The sequence below is a fragment of the Streptomyces sp. LARHCF249 genome, assembly GCF_052871255.1.
In genome coordinates this window covers 134,777-151,662 of sequence record NZ_JBIXJQ010000012.1, presented here as the reverse complement: position 1 = coordinate 151,662, position 16,886 = coordinate 134,777, and the positions used below count along the sequence as shown (strand labels likewise).

General features: G+C 72.8%; 18 protein-coding genes and 1 riboswitch. Of the genes, 8 read left to right on the top strand and 10 right to left on the bottom strand.

Annotated features, from left to right (window positions below; translation table 11 throughout):
• Positions 1 to 230: 230 nt before the first annotated feature.
• Both ACIPUC_RS30040 and ACIPUC_RS30035 read left to right on the top strand, forming a co-directional pair.
• Positions 231 to 1,595 (top strand): class II 3-deoxy-7-phosphoheptulonate synthase, encoded by a 1,365-nt coding sequence (locus ACIPUC_RS30040; RefSeq protein WP_446587597.1) that lies wholly within the window; start codon positions 231 to 233, stop codon positions 1,593 to 1,595.
• A gap of 147 nt (positions 1,596 to 1,742) precedes the next feature.
• Positions 1,743 to 2,012 (top strand): (2Fe-2S)-binding protein, encoded by a 270-nt coding sequence (locus ACIPUC_RS30035; RefSeq protein WP_446587599.1) that lies wholly within the window; start codon positions 1,743 to 1,745, stop codon positions 2,010 to 2,012.
• Positions 2,013 to 2,029: 17 nt separating this feature from the next.
• Here the strand turns inward: ACIPUC_RS30035 and bfr are convergent, their stop codons facing one another.
• Entirely contained in the window at positions 2,030 to 2,506 is a 477-nt protein-coding gene (gene bfr / locus ACIPUC_RS30030; protein WP_272257196.1) for a bacterioferritin, read from the bottom strand.
• Between the two features lie 200 nt (positions 2,507 to 2,706).
• Between bfr and ACIPUC_RS30025 the strand changes: the two genes are divergently transcribed.
• The gene (locus ACIPUC_RS30025; RefSeq protein ID WP_446593611.1) at positions 2,707 to 3,339 is read left to right on the top strand and encodes a sulfite oxidase-like oxidoreductase; all 633 of its coding nucleotides are present in this window, start codon (positions 2,707 to 2,709) and stop codon (positions 3,337 to 3,339) included.
• A gap of 70 nt (positions 3,340 to 3,409) precedes the next feature.
• Here the strand turns inward: ACIPUC_RS30025 and ACIPUC_RS30020 are convergent, their stop codons facing one another.
• From ACIPUC_RS30020 to thiO, 5 genes are all read right to left on the bottom strand, one after another.
• Positions 3,410 to 4,267: a deoxyribonuclease IV gene (locus ACIPUC_RS30020; protein ID WP_446593620.1), complete on the bottom strand. Its 858-nt coding sequence runs from the start codon at positions 4,265 to 4,267 to the stop codon at positions 3,410 to 3,412.
• A gap of 9 nt (positions 4,268 to 4,276) precedes the next feature.
• The gene (gene pknB / locus ACIPUC_RS30015) at positions 4,277 to 6,184 is read right to left on the bottom strand and encodes a Stk1 family PASTA domain-containing Ser/Thr kinase (RefSeq protein ID WP_446593610.1); all 1,908 of its coding nucleotides are present in this window, start codon (positions 6,182 to 6,184) and stop codon (positions 4,277 to 4,279) included.
• A 233-nt stretch (positions 6,185 to 6,417) separates the two neighbouring features.
• Positions 6,418 to 7,212: a thiazole synthase gene (locus ACIPUC_RS30010; RefSeq protein WP_446593609.1), complete on the bottom strand. Its 795-nt coding sequence runs from the start codon at positions 7,210 to 7,212 to the stop codon at positions 6,418 to 6,420.
• Between the two features lie 5 nt (positions 7,213 to 7,217).
• On the bottom strand, positions 7,218 to 7,418 hold the full coding sequence (gene thiS / locus ACIPUC_RS30005; RefSeq protein WP_215146425.1) for a sulfur carrier protein ThiS: 201 nt from the start codon (positions 7,416 to 7,418) through the stop codon (positions 7,218 to 7,220).
• Positions 7,415 to 8,584 (bottom strand): glycine oxidase ThiO, encoded by a 1,170-nt coding sequence (thiO, locus tag ACIPUC_RS30000; protein ID WP_446593608.1) that lies wholly within the window; start codon positions 8,582 to 8,584, stop codon positions 7,415 to 7,417. Before thiO ends, thiS begins: the two co-directional genes overlap by 4 nt.
• Positions 8,582 to 8,694, bottom strand: a riboswitch (TPP riboswitch). Its footprint overlaps the gene before it by 3 nt.
• A 134-nt stretch (positions 8,695 to 8,828) precedes the next feature.
• Here thiO and ACIPUC_RS29995 point away from each other — a divergent pair.
• The 5 genes from ACIPUC_RS29995 to ACIPUC_RS29975 all read left to right on the top strand — a co-directional run bounded on the left by ACIPUC_RS29995 (position 8,829) and on the right by ACIPUC_RS29975 (position 13,181).
• Complete coding sequence (locus tag ACIPUC_RS29995; protein WP_446593619.1) at positions 8,829 to 9,995, top strand: NAD(P)/FAD-dependent oxidoreductase; 1,167 nt, start codon at positions 8,829 to 8,831, stop codon at positions 9,993 to 9,995.
• A gap of 115 nt (positions 9,996 to 10,110) precedes the next feature.
• Positions 10,111 to 10,476: an Rv2175c family DNA-binding protein gene (locus ACIPUC_RS29990; protein WP_446593607.1), complete on the top strand. Its 366-nt coding sequence runs from the start codon at positions 10,111 to 10,113 to the stop codon at positions 10,474 to 10,476.
• A gap of 77 nt (positions 10,477 to 10,553) precedes the next feature.
• Entirely contained in the window at positions 10,554 to 11,195 is a 642-nt protein-coding gene (gene thiE / locus ACIPUC_RS29985) for a thiamine phosphate synthase (RefSeq protein WP_446593606.1), read from the top strand.
• A 90-nt stretch (positions 11,196 to 11,285) separates the two neighbouring features.
• Positions 11,286 to 12,200: a methylenetetrahydrofolate reductase [NAD(P)H] gene (gene metF / locus ACIPUC_RS29980; RefSeq protein WP_446593605.1), complete on the top strand. Its 915-nt coding sequence runs from the start codon at positions 11,286 to 11,288 to the stop codon at positions 12,198 to 12,200.
• 51 nt (positions 12,201 to 12,251) lie between these two features.
• Positions 12,252 to 13,181 carry a hypothetical protein gene (locus ACIPUC_RS29975; protein WP_446593604.1) on the top strand — a complete coding sequence of 310 codons (930 nt, stop codon included), beginning with the start codon at positions 12,252 to 12,254 and terminating at the stop codon, positions 13,179 to 13,181.
• Positions 13,182 to 13,232: 51 nt separating this feature from the next.
• On the opposite strand, the gene ACIPUC_RS29970 is transcribed toward ACIPUC_RS29975, so the two are convergent.
• From ACIPUC_RS29970 to ACIPUC_RS29955, 4 genes are all read right to left on the bottom strand, one after another.
• Positions 13,233 to 14,657, bottom strand: a complete 1,425-nt coding sequence (locus ACIPUC_RS29970; protein ID WP_446593603.1) for a phytoene desaturase family protein — start codon at positions 14,655 to 14,657, stop codon at positions 13,233 to 13,235.
• A gap of 23 nt (positions 14,658 to 14,680) precedes the next feature.
• The gene (locus ACIPUC_RS29965; RefSeq protein WP_446593602.1) at positions 14,681 to 15,310 is read right to left on the bottom strand and encodes a DUF4126 domain-containing protein; all 630 of its coding nucleotides are present in this window, start codon (positions 15,308 to 15,310) and stop codon (positions 14,681 to 14,683) included.
• A gap of 75 nt (positions 15,311 to 15,385) precedes the next feature.
• Positions 15,386 to 15,787: a DUF3040 domain-containing protein gene (locus ACIPUC_RS29960; protein ID WP_069919935.1), complete on the bottom strand. Its 402-nt coding sequence runs from the start codon at positions 15,785 to 15,787 to the stop codon at positions 15,386 to 15,388.
• A 289-nt stretch (positions 15,788 to 16,076) separates the two neighbouring features.
• Positions 16,077 to 16,835 (bottom strand): class I SAM-dependent methyltransferase, encoded by a 759-nt coding sequence (locus tag ACIPUC_RS29955; protein WP_446593601.1) that lies wholly within the window; start codon positions 16,833 to 16,835, stop codon positions 16,077 to 16,079.
• Positions 16,836 to 16,886 lie beyond the last annotated feature (51 nt).

Here is a 16,886-nt window from a genome sequence, read left to right as displayed (position 1 = left end):
TCGTTTTACGTACGCGCGAGGAGTGGGCCGCCGGAAGCGGGCCACCACCAGTCCTGGTTCGTGTGCGCGTGCATGGTGCGCACCTTAGCCCAGACCGTGCCCCGGGCGCTGGACGCGTCTCGTGGTGCGAAATGAACCATGGATTCCGAATTTCTGGGCCCCGTCGGCCTTCGAGCCCGGCCGTCTCACCAGATGGTCGCAAGGCTGGACAGGACGAATGACACCGTAATGTGTACGAGGTGACCGTGAACGCTGAAACCCAAGCCCCCGCCGCCAAGGCGACCTGGCGAGACCTTCCCGCGGCGCAGCAGCCTTCGTACCCCGATGCCGAGGCTCTGCGCGCTGTCGTCGCGGACCTCGAGTCGTATCCTCCGCTCGTCTTCGCGGGCGAGTGCGACCAGCTGCGCGCCCGTCTGGGAGCCGTCGCCAAGGGCGAGGCGTTCCTGCTGCAGGGCGGCGACTGCGCCGAGGCCTTCGACGCCGTGTCCGCCGACCACATCCGCGCCAAGCTCAAGACGCTGCTCCAGATGAGCGCCGTCCTGACGTACGCGGCCTCCGTGCCCGTCGTCAAGGTCGGCCGCATCGCGGGCCAGTACTCCAAGCCGCGCTCCAAGGACACCGAGACCCGCGACGGCATCACCCTGCCGACCTACCGCGGCGACTCGGTCAACGGCTTCGCCTTCACCGAAGAGGCCCGGATCCCGGACCCCGAGCGGCTCAAGCGCATGTACCACGCGTCGGCCTCGACGCTGAACCTGGTGCGCGCCTTCACCACCGGCGGTTACGCCGACCTGCGCCAGGTGCACGCCTGGAACCAGGACTTCGTGAAGTCCTCCCCGTCCGGGCAGCGCTACGAGCAGCTCGCGCGGGAGATCGACAACGCGCTGAACTTCATGAAGGCCTGTGGCACCGACCCGGCCGAGTTCAAGGCCGTCGAGTTCTACGCCTCGCACGAGGCGCTGCTGCTCGACTACGAGGGCGCGCTGACCCGCACCGACTCGCGGACCGGCAAGCTGTACGACACCTCGGGCCACATGGTCTGGATCGGTGAGCGCACCCGCCAGCTGGACCACGCGCACATCGAGTTCTGCTCGCAGATCGCCAACCCGATCGGCATCAAGCTCGGCCCCACCACCACGGTGGACGAGGCGCTGACGTACATCGACCGGCTGGACCCCGAGCGCGAGCCGGGCCGGCTGACCTTCGTCGTGCGCATGGGCGCCGACAAGGTCCGCGACAAGCTCCCCGAGCTGGTCGAGAAGGTCACCGCCTCCGGTGCGACCGTCGCCTGGGTCACCGACCCGATGCACGGCAACACCTTCGAGGCGGCCTCCGGCCACAAGACGCGCCGTTTCGACGACGTGCTCGACGAGGTCAAGGGCTTCTTCGAGGTCCACAAGGGTCTCGGCACCCACCCGGGCGGCATCCACGTCGAGCTCACCGGTGACGACGTCACCGAGTGCGTGGGCGGCGGCGACGAGATCTTCGTCGACGACCTGCACCAGCGCTACGAGACGGCCTGCGACCCGCGGCTCAACCGAAGCCAGTCCCTTGACCTGGCGTTCCTGGTCGCCGAGATGTACCGCGATCAGTAAGTAGCTTCGTACGACGATGGGGCGCGGATCGATGTGATCCGCGCCCCATCGTCGTATCCAGGTCTTTTAGGTGACCCTAACTTTGGGTACGGTTAGGTAAGCCTCACCGAATAGGGGATGGCTCGCCGAACCGTTCCGCTCAGGGAGGTGAACCGCGTGTACGTCTGCTCTTGCTTCGGGATCACCGACAAGCAGGTCAAGGACCACGCGGCTGCCGGTGCCTGCACCCCGCGCCAGATCGCCTCGGCCACCAAGGCCGGCACCGACTGCGGCTCCTGCGTGCGCACCATCCAGGGCATACTCGGACGCGGTGCGTGCCCCCGCCGGGAACTGCTGGAGAAGGGCGACGCGGCCGTGCTCGCCGCCGACGTGCCGTCGGCCCCGGTGCCGGCGCCCTCGCTCGTGGAAGCCGCGTAGACCGGCTGCCCGACCGGCTAGCTCGGCTGCTCGATCAGCTGCGCGATGTACAGCGGCTCGCCCAGTGACTCGATGAGCTCCAGCTGGGTGTCGAGGTAGTCGATGTGGTGCTCCTCGTCCTCCAGGATCTCCTCGAAGAGGCGCGCGGAGGTGACGTCGCCCTTGCCGCGCATGACCTCGATGCCCCGCTTGAGCCGGTCGATGGCCTCGACCTCGACCTGGCGGTCCGCCTGGAACATCTCGGTGATCGTCTGGCCGACCCGTACGTGGAAGAGGCGCTGGTAGTTCGGCAGGCCGTCGAGCATCAGGATGCGCTCGGTGATCTTGTCCGCGTGCTTCATCTCATCGATGGACTCTTCACGCGTGTACTTGGCGAGCTTGGTCCAGCCCTTGTTGTCCTGGATGCGGTAATGCAGCCAGTACTGGTTGATGGCGGTCAGCTCGCCGGTCAGCTGCTCGTTCAGAAACTCAAGGACCTCGGGGTCGCCCTGCATCGCAGAGGCTCCTTCCAGGCAATGTCATTTATGACGGGGCTGGGGGTACCTCCCAGCCGTGGCCGGGGGGATGTGGCGCATCCTTGCACCGCCGGTGAGGGCCGTCCAGTAAGTGCCTCCTTAGTGGGAGTTGCAGCGACTTGCCCGAATCGGTTCAGACCTGGTCATGACCACCCGCCCGCGTCTGTCACCATGGAGTCATGGGTCAGCCGGAAAGCCGGGAATCTCCGGGAGCAGAGCAGGCGGAGCTTCCACCGGGGCAGCGGCTTCAGCGGGGCTGGCCGGTCACCCATTACGGTCCGGTACCCAAGTTCAAGCCCGACCGCTGGGAGTTCCGCGTCTTCGGCGCGACGGCCGACGGTGACAAGCACTGCTGGAACCACGAGGAGTTCGCGGCGCTGCCGTTCGAGTCCGTCGTGGCGGACCTGCACTGCGTGACGAAATTCAGCATGCCGGGCGCCGAATGGGGCGGTGTGCTCGCCCGTACGATCCTCGCCCTGGCGCCGCCCGCGCCGCAGGTCACGCACGTGATGGTGTGGGCCGAGTACGGCTTCAGCTCCAACATGCGGCTGGCCGACTTCGCCTCCGAGCGGACCGTCTTCGCCACCCACCAGGGCGGTGAACTGCTCACCGCCGAGCACGGGTTCCCCCTGCGCCTCGTCGTGCCGCACCTGTACGCGTGGAAGGGCCCCAAGTGGGTCCGCGGCGTCGAGTACATGACCGCCGACCGCCGCGGCTTCTGGGAGGAGCGCGGCTACCACAACATCGGCGACCCCTGGCGCGAGCAGCGCTACTCGTACCAGGAGGAGCCGGGGGACGGCCCCGAGCTCTGAGCGGTACGGCGCAAGGTCCGCGGCGAGCGCCACCCGGACGGCCGTACGGACGGGCCGGCGGACCGGCCGATCACTCCTGGCCGCGCAGCTCCTTCAGCAGGGCCACGTCCGCCGCGTGCCCCTCCTTGCCGCCGGGGGTCTCGATGATCAGCGGTACGCCTTCCATCGCCGGGTGCGTGAACAGCTCGGCGAAGGCCTCGCGGCCGATGTGGCCCTGGCCCACGTTGGCGTGCCGGTCCCGGTGCGCGCCGACGCCTTCCTTGGAATCGTTCGCGTGGACCAGCTTCAGCCGGCCCTCGCCGACCGTGTCCACCAGCAGGTCCAGCGTCAGCTTCGTCCCGCCCGGCTCCGCCAGATCGTGGCCGGCGGCGAAGATGTGGCAGGTGTCCAGGCAGATCCCCAGCTTCGGGTGGTGGTCGAGCGCGTCGAAGTACGGCCCGAACTCCTCGGCCCGCGAGCACAGCGAGGAGCCCTGCCCGGCCGTGGACTCCAGCAGCAGGAACGGGTCGTCCTCGTGCGTCAGCTCATCCAGCAGCGGCAGCATGTGCTCCCTGACCTGCGCGTACGCCGCCTCGCGCGGGCGGCCTCCGGTGGCCGAGCCGGTGTGCACGACCACCCCGAGCGCACCGATCTGCCGGGCCCGGCGCAGCGAGTGGCGCAGGGACTCCACCGACTTCTCGACGGTCGCCTCGGTGTGCGAGCCGAAGTTGATCAGGTACGGGGCGTGCACGTAGGCCGGTACCGACTCCTGCGCGCACCGGGTCCGGAACAGTTCGTCCTGCGCCGGATTGCCGACCGGGGTGGCCCAGCCGCGCGGATTGGCGACGAAGACCTGCACCGCCTCGGCGCCCATCTCCCGGGCGTACGTCAGCCCGACCGAGGCGAGCCCGCCCGCGACGGGGACGTGCCCGCCCACCGGATTGCGTATCACCGCTGCTCACAGCCCCTTGGTCTTGATGACGACCGTGGTGCCCTCGGGGGCGCTCTGGCCGCCGGCCACCGACTGCGATTCCACGGTCTTGCTGAACGAGAGGAACGGCCGTTCCACCTTGACCTTGAAGCCCGCGCCCTCCAGGGTCTTGCGGGCCGCGTCCACGTCCTGGCCGGTCACGTCCGGGACGGGGAGCTGGCGGGGGCCCTTGGAGAGGGTCAGCGTCACGGTGTCCCCGGCCGCGGCCTGGGTTCCGGCGCCGACCGACTGGTTGGCGACCGTACCGGCCGGGGAGGGGGCGTTGACCTGTTCGGGTGCCGTGGCCACCTTCAGGCCGAGGCCCTCGAGCGTCGACCGGGCCTGATCGAAGGGGATGCCGGCCACGCTGGGCACCGGGACCGGGCGGCCCTTGCTGACGATCACGGAGACCGCCGTGTCGGGGGCCCGCTTCTCGCCGCCCACCGGGTCGGTGCTGATCACCGAGCCCTGTGCGACGTCCTGGCTGAAGGCCTGCGTGACGACGCCGGGGGCCAGCCCGGACTTCGTCAGCTCGGCCTTGGCCTCCTCCAGCGGGCGGCCCTTGAGGTTGGGCACGGCCACGACCTCGGGGCCGCGGGAGATGGTGAGCGTCACCGCCCCGTTGCCGCGGATCCGCTTGCCGCCCGGCGGGTCGGTGTTCATCACCGTGCCGCGGTCGAAGGCGCTGCTGAACTTGCGCTCGATCCGCTTCACGCCGAGGCCGGCCGCCGACAGCTGGGACTTGGCCTGCTCCTCGGTCTTGCCGAGCAGGTTGGGCACCTTGGTGAACTGGCCGGAGTTGATGTACCAGACACCCGTGCCGAGGCCGAGGGCCAGCAGGACGCCCGCGATGACCAGGAGCACGCCGCGGCGGGGCCCGCGCGCAGCCGCCGGAGCGGGGGCCGGCGGAGGCGGAGGCGGAACCTGCAGCCGGGAGGTCTGGTGCACGGGCTGGTGCACGGCCACCGGGCGGGGGATCACGCTGGTGCGGTCCTCGGTGGCCGTCCGCTCCTCGGCGCGCGCCTGCGGCGGTACGGCGTCCAGCTCGGTGTCGCTGAGCCGGGCGCGGGCCTCGCGGGTGAGGCCGAGCAGGGCGGCGGCGTCGTGGGGGCGCAGCTCCGGGTTGCGCGCGGTGGCCTGCGCAACGAGCTCGTCGAGGCCGACGGGCAGACCGGGGACGGCGGCGGACGGGGGCGGCACGTCCTCCTGGAGGTGCTGGTAGAGCACCTGGGCGGGGGAGCCGCCGGTGTGCGGCTTGGAGCCGGTGAGCATCTCGTAGAGCACGACGCCGCAGGCGTAGACGTCCACGCGGGTGTCGGTGACGCCGTTCTCGATCTGCTCGGGCGCCAGGTAGGAGACGGTGCCGAGGACGGAGCCGGTGGTGTTGGTCACCGAGTCCACGGACCGGACCAGCCCGAAGTCGGCGACCTTGACCCGGCCGTCGTCGCCGATCAGGACGTTCTCCGGCTTCATGTCGCGGTGCACGAAGCCGGCCCGGTGGGCGGCGCCGAGGGCGGCGAGCACGGGTTCAAGGATGTCGAGCGCGGCCCGCGGCTGGAGCGCGCCGCGCTCGCGGAGCACGTCGCGCAGGGTGCAGCCGGAGACGTACTCCATGGCGAGGTAGACGTACGGCCCGTCCGTGCCCTGGTCGAACACGGCGACCACGTTGGGGTGGGCGAGCCGGGCCACGGACTTGGCCTCCCGGATGAACCGGTCGACGAAGGCCGCGTCCGCGGCGAGGGCCGGGTGCATGACCTTCAGGGCGAGTACCCGGTCCAGGCGGGTGTCGACGGTCCGGTAGACCGTGGCCATGCCGCCGGCCGCGATGCGGGCGTCGACGCGGTAGCGGCCGTCGAGCACGCGCCCGACGAGGGGGTCATCCAGGGTCGTATCCACCCGGCGATTCTATTGGCGCCCCGGAGTGCCCCGGTGGGCGCCGGTCGACGTTGCAGCCCACCTGTGACGTCCGCCGGGTGCGGGCCCGGGGGGGGGGGGGGGGGGCCGCGGGGGGGGGGGGGGGGGCGGCGGCGCGGGGGGGGGGGGGGGGGGGTGGCGGGCCCCCCCGCGGGGGGGGGCGGGGGGGGGGGGCCCCCGGGGGGGGGGGCCCCCGGCCCCCCGGGCCCCGCAGGTCAGAACGCCGGGCGTTCGGGGTCCAGGGCGGCGCGGCCCTGCGCAGGAGAGGAGGCTTCGGCGAAGCGGCGCTGCGGGATGCGCCCCGCGCGATGGGCGAGGCGGCCCGCCGACACGGCGTCCCGCATCGCGCCGGCCATCAGCACCGGCTCCTGGGCCCGGGTCACCGCCGAGGCGAGCATCACGGCCGCGCAGCCCAGTTCCATGGCCAGGGCCACGTCGGACGCCGTGCCGGCCCCCGCGTCCAGGATCACCGGGACCCCGGCCCGTTCCGTGATCAGCTCGAAGTTGTGCGGGTTCCGGATCCCCATCCCCGACCCGATCGGCGACCCCAGCGGCATGACCGCCGCACAGCCCGCGTCCTCCAGCTTGCGCGCGAGCACCGGGTCGTCGTTCGTGTAGGGGAGGACGGTGAAGCCCTCGTCCACCAGGGTCTCGGCCGCGTCGAGGAGCTCCACGCCGTCCGGCAGGAGGGTCCGCTCGTCCGCGACCACCTCGAGCTTGATCCAGTCCGTGCCCAGGGCCTCCCGCGCGAGGCGCGCCGTCACCACGGCCTCGCCCGCCGTGAAGCAGCCCGCCGTGTTGGGCAGGACCGCGATGCCGAGCTTCGAGAGCACGGAGAGGACCGAGCCCTGGACCGTCGGGTCCAGCCGCCGCATCGCCACCGTCGTGAGTTCGGTGCCGGAGGCCACCAGGGCCCGTTCCAGTACGTCCAGGCTCGGGGCCCCGCCCGTACCCATGATCAGGCGGGAGGAGAAGGTCCGGCCGCCGAGCGTGAAGAGGTCGTCCGCCATCTCGCTCAGCCTCCCTGGACCGCGGTGAGGATCTCGACCCGGTCGCCCTCGCCCACCGGCGTGGCCGGCCACTGCCCGCGCGGGACCACGGTCTCGTTGAGCGCGGCGGCGACCCCGGAGGGGGCCGCGGTCAGGGTGGCGACCACCGCGTCGAGCGTGGTGCCGGCCGCGACCTCGCGCGGCTCGCCGTTGACGGAGATGGTCATGCGTACGACTCCTGACGTGCGGCGGAGAACCGGCGGGGGGTGAAGGGGCGGGCGATCGGCGGCAGTTCGCCGGTGGTCAGCAGCTCGGCCATCACCTCGCCGGTGAGCGGGGTCAGCAGCACCCCGTTGCGGTAGTGCCCGGTGGCCAGGTGCAGGCCCGGCAGGTCGGTCGGGCCGAGCAGCGGGGCGTTGTCGGGGGAACCGGGGCGCAGTCCCGCCCGGGTTTCCACCAGCGGGAGTTCGGTGATGCCGGGCACCAGTTCATGGGCGTCGCGCAGGAGTTCGTACACCCCGCCCGCGGTGACCGTGGTGTCCCAGCCGAGTTCCTCGCTGGTGGCGCCGATGACGAGTTCGCCGTTCTCCCGCGGCACCAGGTAGACGTGGCTGCCGCGCACGACGGCCCGTACCGTCCGCGACAGGAACGGCGCGTACGCCTGCGGTACCGACAGCCGCAGCACCTGCCCCTTCACCGGCCGCACGGGGGCCGCCACCTCCGGCGGTACGCCGGCCAGCCGGCCGCTGAGCGAGCCCGCCGCCAGCACCACCTGGTCCGCGCGCAGCTCCGTGCCGTCGTCGAGCACGGCGCCGGCCGCCCGGTCCGCGGTGACCAGCAGCCGCTCCGCGCTGGTCCGGTGGACGCCCACCCCGGCCCGCTCACAGGCGGCCAGCAGGGCGGCCGCGAGCCGGCGGGGGTCGACCTGGTGGTCGCCGTCGACGCGCAGCCCGCCGCGCACGCCGGGGGCCAGCATCGGCTCCAGGCGGCGGCACTCGCGGCCGGTGAGCCACTCCGAGTCCAGTCCGCAGCGGCGCTGGAGGGCGTGCAGCTCCCGCAGGTGGAGCCGGTCGTCGGCGTCCAGGGCGACGGCGAGGGTGCCGCAGGCGCGGTAGCCGATGTCCAGACCGCCGCTCGCCCCGGCGAGCTCGGCGGCGAACTCCGGATAGCGCGCGGCGGAGGCGAGGCCCAGGCCCAGCAGGGCCTCCTCGCCGTAGTGCAGCTCCGTGACGGGGGCGAGCATCCCGGCCGCGACCTGGGCGGCCCCGCCGCCGGGGGCCGGGTCGGCCAGTACGGTGCGCAGGCCCCGCCGGGCGGCCCGCCAGGCGGTGACGAGCCCGATGATCCCGCCCCCGATGACGAGGACGTCGGATCCCTTTCGAGATGAGTGCATGGGCGTCCAGCCCCTCCCTTCGCCGGCATGACCCGGATCAGGTTCGTACGGTCGGAGGCCGTCCAGCCTCCCTCTCAGCCCGGTGCGCCCGGACTCCCGCGATAGGTACGGTGGCCAGACTAACCCCGCCGCGGACGGCGGGTAAGGGGCGCCTATTCCTGACGGACCGTCAGATGAATAGGGTGGCCGGGTGAACGAGCAGACGGAACAGACTGAGAACGGCGTCGTCATCGTGGGCGCCGGAATGGCCGGTGTGCAGACCGCGGTCGCCCTGCGCGAGCGGGGCTTCACCGGCCCCGTGACCCTGCTGGGCGCCGAGCCCCACCAGCCCTACGACCGGCCCCCGCTGTCCAAGGCGGTCCTGCTCGGCAAGGCCGAGGACTCCGCCTTCGACGTGGACTTCGAAGGGCTGGGGATCGGGCTCCGGCTCGGCGTGGAGGTCACCGGGCTGCGGGCCGCCGAGCGCGAGCTGGACACCGAGGCGGGGCCCGTCCCGTACGGGGTCCTCGTCCTCGCCACCGGCGCGCAGCCGCTGACCCTGCCCGGAACCGACGGGGTCCGGGGCGTGCACCTGCTGCGCACCCTGGACGACGCGGCGCGGCTGCGCCCCGTACTGGCCGCCGCGCCGTCGGTCGTGGTCGTCGGAGCGGGCTGGATCGGAGCCGAGTTCGCCACGGCCGCCCGCGAGTCGGGCTGCGAGGTGACCGTGGTCGAGGCGGCGGACCGGGTCCTGGCGGGCGCCCTGCCCGCGGAGGTGGCCGCGCCGATGGCCCGCTGGTACGCGGAGGCGGGCGCCGAGCTGATCACCGGCGCGAAGGTCTCCGGGGTCGAGGAGGGCCGGGTGCTGCTCGCGGACGGGCGCGCCCTGCCGGCCGGTGCGGTGGTCGTCGGCATCGGCGCCCGCCCCGCCACCGGCTGGCTGGCCGGGACCGGCGTGGCGCTCGGCCCCGACGGCTCGGTCACCGCCGACGCGCACCTGCGGACCTCGCTGCCCGGGGTGTACGCGGTCGGCGACTGCGCCTCCTTCCCCTCGGCCCGCTACGGGGCCCGGCTGCTCGTGCACCACTGGGACAACGCCCTCCAGGGGCCGCGGGCGGTCGCCGCGAACATCCTCGCCGGGGAGCCGGTCGAGGCCTACGACCCGGTGCCGTACTTCTGGTCCGAGCAGTTCGGGCGCTTCGTCCAGTACGCGGGCCACCACGGCGGCGCCGACAGCCTGCTGTGGCGCGGCGACCCGGCCGAGCCCGCCTGGTCGGTGTGCTGGCTGAAGGACGGCGCGCTGGTCGCGGTGCTGGCGGTGGGCCGCCCGCGGGACCTGGCGCAGGGCCGCCGCCTGATCGAGACGGGGGTCCCCGTCGACCCCGCCAAGGCCTCCGACCCCGGGACCCCGCTGAAGTCGGCATCGCTCTGACGGGCTGCCCGGGCTCCGCCCAGACCCGCGGGTGCGGGTGCGCGGCGGAGCCCCGGGGACCCGGACGGGGCCGCTCGAGTACCGGCGGCGCAGCCGAGGTGGCAGGCTTGTCCCCGTGACCGAGATTGACGCAAAGATCGATGCCCTTGTCCCCTCGTGGCTTTACCTCCCCGACATCGCGGAGATGCTCGACATCGAGGTGACCCGGGTCCGCCAGATGGTCAAGGAGGGGCAGCTCATCGCCGTGCGCCGGGGAGAGAACCGCTCCCTGCAGGTGCCGGCCCCCTTCATCGACGGCGACAAGGTCGTGAAGGGCCTCGTCGGTCTGCTGACCGTGCTGCGCGACGACGGCTTCTCCGACGACGAGATCCTGGAGTGGCTCTTCACGGCCGACCCGACCCTGCCCGGCACCCCCGCGCAGGCGCTGAGCGAGAATCGCGGCACGGAGGTCAAGCGCCGCGCCCAGGCGCTCGCCCTCTGACCTGATCCGCATCCGCTCCACCGCGGTGTACGGGCCCCGGCGGCCCGTACACCGCCTCCACCACGGGGGGTACACCCATGCAGCTGTCCGACGCCCGGCTCTACCTGTGCACGGACGCCCGCAAGCGGCAGGGTGACCTCCCCGAGTTCCTGGACGCCGTACTGGCCGGCGGCGTCGACATCGTCCAGCTCCGCGACAAGGGCATGGAGGCGGGCGAGGAGCTCGACCACCTCCAGGTGTTCGCCGAGGCCGCACGGCGCCACGGCAAGCTCCTCGCCGTGAACGACCGGGCCGACGTCGCCCACGCCATCGGCTCCGACGTGCTCCACCTCGGCCAGGGCGACATCCCCGTGCCCGCCGCCCGCGCCATCCTCGGCGGCCCCGGCTCCGTGCTCATCGGCCGCTCCTGCCATGCCGAGGCCGAGGTCGACGCGGCCGTGGCCGAGCCCGGCGTGGACTACTTCTGCACCGGCCCCTGCTGGCCCACCCCCACCAAGCCCGGCCGCTACGCCCCCGGCCTCGGACTCGTCCGGTACGCGGCCTCCCTCGAGCAGGACCGGCCCTGGTTCGCCATCGGCGGCATCGACAGCGGCAATCTGGACGAAGTGCTGGACGCCGGAGCCACCCGCGTCGTCGTCGTCCGCGCGCTCACCGAGGCCGCCGACCCCGGTGCGGCCGCCGCGGAACTCGCCAAGCGGGTGCGCGACCGCCTCGGCTAGGACGGGCCCGAAAGGCGGCACGTGTCCAAAAACGTGTCCAAAAGATGGACACCGCTTCGGCCTCCGGCAGGCCGCGTCTAACCTGCCCGTATGGCCTCTGGTACCGCTTCCACCTGGTCGGATCGTGCACACACGGTCCGCGACCTCCTCGCGTCCGGGCGCTCGTACTCCTTCGAGTTCTGGGCCCCCAAGACCGAGAAGGGCGAACGCAACCTCTGGAACGCGCTGCGCCGGGTCGAGGCGGTATCCCCGAGCTTCGTCTCCGTGACCTACGGAGCCGGCGGCTCGACCCGCGGCGGCACCGTGAGGGCCACCGAGCAGATCGCCTCGGACACCACCTTGACCCCGGTCGCCCACCTCACCGCCGTGGACCACTCCATCGCCGAGCTGCGCCACGTCATCGGCCAGTTCGCCGACGCCGGCATCCGCAACATGCTCGCCCTGCGCGGTGACCCGCCGGGCGATCCGATGGCCGAGTGGGTGGCGCACCCGGAGGGCGTGCACTACGCCGCCGACCTGGTCCGGCTGCTCAAGGAGTCCGGCGACTTCTGCGTCGGCGTCGCGGCCTTCCCCGAGATGCACCCGCGTTCGATGGACTGGGATACGGACATCCGGCATTTCGTGGACAAGTGCCGTGCGGGCGCCGACTACGCGATCACCCAGATGTTCTTCGATCCGGAGAATTATCTGCGGCTGCGCGACAGCGCCGAAAAGGCGGGCTGCGAGACCCCGATCATCCCCGAGGTCATGCCTGTTGTGGGCATCAAGCAGCTCGACCGGCTGCCCCAACTCAGCAACGCAGTCTTCCCCGCGGACGTGAAAGAGCGCATGCTCGCCGTCAAGGACGACCCGGCCGCTGTACGCTCCATTGGCATCGAGTTCGCCACGGAGTTCTGCGCGCGGCTGCTGTCCGAGGGTGTCCCAGGGCTGCACTTCATCACGCTGAACAATTCCACGGCGTCTCTCGAGATCTACGAGAACCTGGGCCTGCACCAGCGGGCCTGACCGGCGGGCCCCCGTTCCCTGGGCGGCCGGCCGCACCGAGAGGGGCCATGCATGGGTATGACGGTCCTCTACATCGCGTTCGGCTTCGTCGCGCTGTGGTTGCTTGCCGAGGTCCTGATGCAGTACAAGGCCCGGCTCCGCTGGCGCCTGCTCGCCTTCACCGGCTTCCTCGGCGTGGTCGCCGGGGTGGTCCTGCCGTCGGTGCCGGTCATCGGCGCCGGCGCGGCCGCGTTCGCCCTGGGCCAGACCCTGGTGACGCTGTCCTTCCGCAAGGGCTTCGAGGCCGGCTGGGCGCTGCGGCGCGGCGGGGAACCCGTACGGCAGTCCGGGCGCCGCCGCTCCGGCGGCCCGCGTCCCGAACCGGCGCTCCAGGTCACCGGGCTGGAGTACGAGGGCGCGGACGGGGCCGTGGACGGTGCCCCGGACGAGCGCGAAGTGCGCGGCTCCGAGCGTCAGTTCCAGGCCGCCGACGAGGTCTACAACCCGCAGCCGATGCCCGAGGACACCGGTTCCTACGGGATACAGAGCTTCGCGCCCGCTCACGACGCGGGCCAGACGGCCGCGTTCGCCCCGCCGTTCACCACGGCCGAGCAGGACGCCCACCAGTACGCCGCGTACTACGACCCCGCGGGCCAGGGCGGGGGCGGGGGCGCCGGGTACGACTACTCCGGCGGCTACCAGACGGGCGAGCAGCAGCAGGTCTACGCCGCCTACTCGGACCCGTACATCGGCACCGGCGGAGGCCTCGGCCAGCCGGGGGCCTACGACTACCCGAACGACCCGAACTACGCCGGGTACTCCGCCTACCCCGCGTACCCCGACTACGGGCAGCAGCAGTACTCCATGGACACCCCGCCCGGCGGGGTGTGGGTCCCGCAGCAGCGCGATGTGGCCCAGCCCTACCCGGCTGACGAGCAGGCCGAGCCGCCGCAGCAGTATCCGTACCCCCAGCAGGGCGAGTACGAGCAGTACCGCTACTGAGATCCGGTCGGCCGCGGGCCGGTCGCCGGGAGCCCGGTCACCGGGAGCCGGTCACTGGGAGCCGCGGAACTCCGCGCCCTCCACGATCAGCCCGGCCACCAGGGCCCCGGTCATCCCGGCGTGCGCCAGCCCGCCGCCGGGATGCGCCCAGCCGCCCGCGAGGTACAGCCCCGCCGCGGCCGTGGTGTTGGCCGGGTAGAGCAGCCGCCCCCCGGCCCCCGCGAGGGCGGGGGCGGGCACCGGGCCGCCCGGGGCGCCGGTCGCCGCCTCGATGTCGGCGGGGGTGTGCGCCTCGTGCCACAGCAGCCGCTGCCGCAGGCCCGGCACGGCCTTCCCGGCCAGTTCCAGCAGCCGCTCGGGCGCTGCGGCCTCCGTGGGCCCCTGACCGCACACGGCGGTCACGGTGACCGCCTCGTGGTCCGCGTCGGGCCGGGTGGCGGGGTCGTCGGGGCGCAGGACGGTGACGTCCAGGCCGGGGGAGTGCACGAGGGTGCGGTGGACGGCGCCCGGGGGGCGGGCGCCGCGCAGTGCGAGGAAGAGGGTGAGCCGGCTGGGCAGGTCCGGTCCTCGAGCCGGGACCGCCTCGCGCGGCCAGGGCAGGGAGGCGGCCGGCAGCAGCCGCGGGTCGATCCCGCAGACGACGGAGTCTGCGGCCACCTCGCTGCCGTCGGCCAGCAGCAGACCGGCCGCACGGCCCCCGGCGGTCAGGACCTCCCGGACCTCCGCGCCGAAGACGAACTCCACCCCCCGCTCCCGGCAGCGCTCGTGGACGGCGGTGGCCAGGGCCCGCATCCCGCCGCGTACGTACCAGCTGCCGAAGGTCTGCTCCATGTACGGCAGCACGGCGGCGGAGCCGGGTGCCGTGCCCGGGTCGATCCCGTACGCGCCCACCAGGCCGGTCAGCAGCTCCCCGAGGCCGGCGCCCAGCTCCCGCTCGGCCACCTCGGCGAGGGTCGGGGGCCGGCGGCGCAGGAGGCCGCTGCGGCGCAGGGCCGGGTACGGGTCCTGGGTCAGGGCCCGGCGGTCCGCGGGCAGCGGCTCCTCCAGCAGGGGGCGGCGGGTGGCGTCCCAGGCGTCCCGGGCGCGGCCCAGCACGCCGTTCCAGCGCTCGCCCGCGCCCTGGCCGAAGGCCTCGTCGAGGGCGGCGGCCACGCCGCCGCGGGAGGCGCCGGGGAGGGTGACGTCGACGGCGTGGTGCGGGAGGACGTGCCGGACGGCCGGGTCCACCTGGGCCATGTCCACGCAGGTCTCCAGCGACCGCTTGCCGGTCTTGACGAACAGGTCGCGGTAGACGGCGGGCAGGTGCAGCAGGCCCGGCCCGGTGTCGAAGGCGAAACCCCCGCGCCCGTACCGGCCGACCGCGCCCCCGTACGTCTCCCCGCGCTCGTACACCGTCACCCGGTGCCCTGCCACGGCCAGCCGGGCCGCCGTCGCCATCGCGCCCATCCCGGCGCCGATCACCGCAATTCGTGCCATGCGGCCGAGCCTATCGAGGGGGGTCAGAGGGGTGGGGCCCCGGTGGTGCGGGCGCGGGCCTCGGTGGCGAGGCGCTTCTCCTCGCGGCGCTGGGCGCGGCGGCGCAGGAAGCGGCGGATCCGGCTCCAGAGGAAGATCAGCAGGGCCAGCCCGGCGGCCAGCAGGACGGCCGCGATGATCGCGGCGGCCTCGGGGTTGAACATCGCGAAGGTGACGAGGCCGGCCACGCCGAGGTCCTCGGCGATGCTCACCACGATGTTGCTGAGCGGCTCCGGCGAGGTGTTGATCGCCATCCGGGTGCCGGCCTTGACGAAGTGGCTGACCAGGGCGGTGGAGCCGCCCACGGCGCCGGCGGCGATGTCGGAGAGCGAACCGCTCTGGCCGGCCAGCAGCGCGCCCACCACGGCACCGGAGACCGGGCGGACCACCGTGTGGACCGAGTCCCAGACCGAGTCCACGTACGGGATCTTGTCGGCGACCACCTCGCAGAGGAACAGCACGCCCGCGACGATCAGCACGTCGGTGCGTTGCAGCGATGCCGGAACCTCGTCGGTCAGGCCGGTCGCGCCGAAGATGCCGAGCAGGAGGACCACGGCGTATGCGTTGATCCCACTGGCCCAGCCACTGGTGAAGACCAGGGGGAGCACACTCATTGGATCATCATGCCGCAGAGCAGTGAGGGGACGGAAGCCATCAGGCGACCGTCCCCTCGCTCACGTTGTCCGGGGCTACTGCCCCTGTTCGTCCCGGCGGCGCTGCCACCGTTCCTCGATGCGGGTCATCATCGACCGACGCTGCCGGTTCTGGCCACGGGCCGAACCGCCTGCACTTCCGGAGACGGGCTGCTCGCCAGGCTTGGGTGCCTTGCGCCAACCGGTGACCACGAGGACCGTGCAGCCCAGCATGACGAGAAACCCCACCACACTGACCCAGAGCACGTCCTGCCAGATCACACCGGCCATGAGGAGCGCGATACCCACCACAATGCCTGCGACTGCCTGGTAGACCCGTCGCCGGGTGTACGTGCGCAGTCCGCTTCCCTCAAGCGCTGTCGCGAACTTGGGATCTTCGGCGTACAGCGCTCGCTCCATCTGCTCGAGCATTCGCTGCTCGTGCTCCGAGAGCGGCACGGGAGTCCTCCTCATCCGTCGGTCGCGGGGGGTAGCGACCAGGGGTCCCCTTCAGGATAGGCGGGGAATCGCCCCCGTGATACCCGCCCTCTACGCCACGTTCTCAAATAGATCAGACGTGGATCAGTCGTGGATCAGCTCGAAAACGATCAGTGCCGCCGCGGGAGCGGTCACTGAGGCGCTTATTCCCCAATGGCACGTCCACCATGCCGGTCACTGCCCCGATCATACGGGGCCGATGGCCGGTTCGGAGGGTGTGCGGCCGACTCCGTCCGAGGAAGATCGCAGATCAGGCCTGCTTCTCGCCCAGGACGTGCAGCTGCGTGGCGACCGCGTGGAAGGCCGGCAGCTCGGCGGCGGCCTCTTCCAGGCGCAGCAGCGCCTCCACGGCGCCCGGCTCGGTGTCCACCAGGACCCCCGGGACGAGGTCGGCGAAGATCCGCACGCCGTGCACCGCGCCGACCGCCAGGCCGGCCCCGCCGACCAGCTCGGCGAGCGTCTCGGCGGTGAAGCGGCGGGGCACCGGGTCGCCGGAGCCCCAGCGGCCGGCCGGGTCGGTGAGGGCGGTACGGGCCTCCGTGAAGTGCCCGGCCAGGGCGCGGGCGAGCACGGCGCCGCCGAGCCCGGCGGCCAGCAGGCTGAGCGTGCCGCCGGGGCGCAGGGCCGCGACCGCGTTGGCCACGCCCTCGGCCGGGTCGTCCACGTACTCCAGCACGCCGTGGCACAGCACCACGTCGTAGGCGTCCCGCTCGACGACGTCCAACAGGCCCTGGGCATCGCCCTGGACCCCGCGGACGAGATCGGCGACGCCGGCCTCGGCCACCCGGCGCTCCAGCCCGAACAGGGCGTTCGGGCTCGGGTCGACCACGGTGACCCGGTGGCCCAGGCGGGCCACCGGCACGGCGAACTTCCCGGTGCCGCCGCCGGTGTCGAGCACATCCAGGACATCCCGGCCGGTCGCCTTCACCCGGCGGTCGAGCGCCTCCTTGAGGACCTCCCACACCACGGCGGTGCGGAGGGAGGCACGGGGGCGGGAAGTGTCCGACACGGCTGATGGCTCCTCGGCGCGGTAGGCAGGTGCGGGCGGTCAGTGCCCCGC